This window comes from Flavobacterium sp. (assembly GCF_044369455.1).
Classification (GTDB): domain Bacteria; phylum Bacteroidota; class Bacteroidia; order Flavobacteriales; family Flavobacteriaceae; genus Flavobacterium.
In genome coordinates this window covers 1-3,600 of the sequence record NZ_JBIPLW010000088.1, presented here as the reverse complement: position 1 = coordinate 3,600, position 3,600 = coordinate 1, and the positions used below count along the sequence as shown (strand labels likewise).

1 protein-coding gene is annotated in these 3,600 nt (G+C 51.6%); it reads left to right on the top strand.

Going from position 1 to position 3,600, the window contains the following annotated elements; translation table 11 throughout:
* Nucleotides 1–7: 7 nt before the first annotated feature.
* Nucleotides 8–3,600: GEVED domain-containing protein (locus ACIQ2L_RS14645; RefSeq protein ID WP_396160153.1), on the top strand; the 3,593-nt coding region annotated here is incomplete at its 3' end.

The following is a 3,600-nucleotide window of genomic DNA, read 5'->3' as shown; positions in this document are numbered from 1 at the left end:
TGTAAACATGAATCCGATCGCAAGCCCTGCGGAGCCCGCCGACACAGATGCAACGTTCGCCACGAAAGTGGCGGCTGCTATCAACGGTGCTATTGCCTCTCGACGACTGAATTTGCCAAGCGTAACGGCCTCAGGTAACGAAGTTCGAGTTCTCGCGGACGACGAAGATGGTGTCTCATTCCGCGGTTATTTCAACGCCGTTTACAACTCAGGAAGTGTAGCTTCTGGGGATCGACCTGCGACTGCAGGGGTTCCTGTCATCGCGACCATTACGGCGAGCAATGCAGGATTCATCGACGCCTGGATCGACTGGAATCAAGACAATGACTTCGAAGATACCGGGGAGAGGATCATCAATAGCCAACCGGCTATTCGTGGATCCAACCTCTTCAATATCATCACGCCTTCAACTGCCATCATCGGTTACACCACGGCTAGATTCCGTTTGAGTGCGACGGGTGGGGCACTCGCCACCGGTATGGCGGTCGGCGGAGAAGTCGAAGATCACTTGATCGAAGTTGTGGCTGGTTCTCCGCCTGTGGCAGTAAACGACTCGTTTACGGTCAACGAAAATGGTCGAATATCGAGTATTCTAGGCGTCGCTACGCCGGGTATTTTGGCGAACGATTTCGACGCAGATGATCAGAATAGCATTCGGGTTCACGACGAGAATCGCACATCGACCACGGATGTATCGATGCAACCGTTGGTTGCCCCGCGTTTCGGCACACTAGAACTGAACCCAGATGGTTCGTTTACTTATACTCCAAAGCCACATTTCACTGGCGTCGATACGTTTGTCTATCGGACGACCGATTCGCGGATGGTCAGCGCGAACGCGGCCACGGTGACGTTGACCGTGCACAAGGTCAATGATGATCCGAAGGCCTTTGATGATGTCAGAACGATTGATGAAGATACGGTGATCGAATGGTCGTGGAGCAATCTGACAGCAAATGATTTTGCAGGCATCACAACTTTGCCTCAACGGACTGGCGATTCCGCTGGGTTAGAGATTTTAGGATACGACGCAAACGGGGTAATTCTCACAGGAGCATCCGATATTGGATTCGGCTCGGAACGGGATCAAAACCTCAATATTGTGAATGTTCGACTTCTCGGCTCGGCGAGATTGAACCCTAACGAGGTGGGCGGTTTAGAGAATGTTTCGATCGTGAATCCAACGGATACGAATCGAGCCAATCGAAGAGTTCGTTACGCACCAGGTACGAACTACAACAACTTGATCGCGGGACCAGTCCTCATCGAAATCACGATTGAGGATGAAGAAGTGAATTTGAATGGTGCACCTGCCGCCAATAACACACCTAGGCAAACCAGGTCCACGTTGACCGTGAATATCAATGCTATGAATGACCGTCCAACGGTCGTGGTCAATAATGGCGTTCTTCAAGTGAATTATGTCGAGGATGTGAACCCTGCCAAGTCGATACCAGTTTCGGTTTGGGCCGGGCCTCTGGCCAACCCAACCGCAGGTGGAGCAGACGATGAGAACGGGCTTGTTCTTCTTCCAACGCCAGTGGCTGGTCAAAACGTCAGCTTCAACACGACGGCCCCAGATGTGACCCGTGTTCGAGCGTTGGATCCGACGAAGTTCTTGGTTCAGCCGACTATTGCATTAGCCACAGGATCTGATGTTGCCAGAACTTTGAGCTTTACCTTGGCGCCTGACGTGAACTCAGAGGTGTCGGGACCGATCTTGATCGAGATCTTCGGTATGGACGACGGCCAACTGGCTGGTGCAGGCGCTTTGGGTGGAGAGCACTTCAACGAGTCGCTACGTCAGACACTGACTTTGAACGTGGCACCTGTCAATGACTCGCCATTTGCTACCGACGACATTGATACGATCGACGAAGATATCGCAAAGATTTGGCCGACAAGTGTCTTGTTGAGAAATGACTATGCCGGGCACAATCCAAACCGAGTGCCACCAAAGCTTGATGACGAAGACGTACAGACTCTTCGTATCAAATCGGTTCAGCTCATCAACCTAGATGGATCGCCCAGAACGGAATATCCTGGCGAATCTTTGACCTTAACCAATAGTGCAAATCCTGAGCTTCGATTCACACCTGGCACCAATTACAACGACTTGATCAACGGTCCAGTTCTAGTGCTTATCGAGATTGAAGACGACGGTGTATCGGGAGCATTGCCTAACCAGATACCAGATCCGAAGACCGCGTTTAGTACTCTGACGATCAACATCAATGCGATCAACGATCGACCCGTCGTAACCGTGGATCCGAATTGGACTAAGATTGATCCGACTTTGGCTAGCAGCGGTGTACTTTGGCTCAACGTAATGGAAGATCCAGGGCAACAGGTGATTCCAGTAACGGTGAATCCAGGCCCAACGGGAATCGTTGGTCAACCTCTCGGACGCTCCGGTGGTGCTGATGACGAACTGGGACTTGCTTCTCCTATTCCTCGACAGAGCGTTACATTTACAAATCTAACGGTGAGGGCATTGCGTCCGGAACTATTCTCTGTTCAACCGGCGATAGTTGTCGGAACCGGAACCGACGTTGCTCGCAACCTTACCTTTACGCTCGCCCCCGACGTCAACTTCCTCACCCGCGGTGTGATCGAGATTGAGATTTTTGGAATCGATAACGGAGCAACTGGCAACGGCGCGGCCGGTGGGGTTCACCAAGCGGAGTCGTTACGTCAGACTCTTTCGATTCGCGTGAGTGAAGTCAACGATCCTCCTGTGTTTGATTTAGCGTCTAATACCATTACGCTAGATGAAGACGCACCGATACAGGTTCTTCCAGCGTTTTATTTCAATGAGTTTGCTGGACCACCAACCGCCATCGATGAGTTACCACCTTCGGCAACAGCTCAAACGGTCGTTCGATCGGTTTCGGTACCTGCGGAGGCTGTTGATTTGTACGCAGTACTGCCGACGCTGGATCCTTTGACTGGCGAAGTGCGGTTCCAGTACAAGCAGGACGTGAATAGCAACTTCGCATCGCTAAGGGGAGTCCCTGAATTGTTCAACCTGATCTTTACTGCGACGGATGATGGACGCGAGAACGGTATTCCTGTACCGCGATCTACTTCCAAAACTGTTTCTGTTACGGTCAATCCGATCAATGACGCGCCGTTCTATACGTTAAGCCGAAGTCGAGTCGAGGTCATTGAAGATGCTGGTCCGGTGACCGTATCAGGTTTCGCTACGAACGTTAGGCAAGCGTTTAACTTGCTAAATGGTCAGATGACGGCAGCAGACGAAGCGAATCAAATACTCACGTTCAATATGAACTTCAGTAACCCTTCGTTGTTTTCAACTCCACCAGCGATTGATGCGTTGGGTGCCTTGACATTCCGAACGGCTCCGCATCAAAACGGAACTTCGGTGATCACTGCTCGGCTGGTCGACGATGGTGCGGCAAGTCCGTTCCCGAATAACAACTTGGGTCCGGTCTTGACCTTTACGATTTCCGTGCAAGCGATCAACGATGCGCCTGAGTTTTCGATTCCAACGAATCTGACGGTCAACGAAGATGCGGGAGTGGTTTCAATTCCAGGCTTTGCAACAGACATACGCCCGGGACCGGCTGTGGCCTCGGA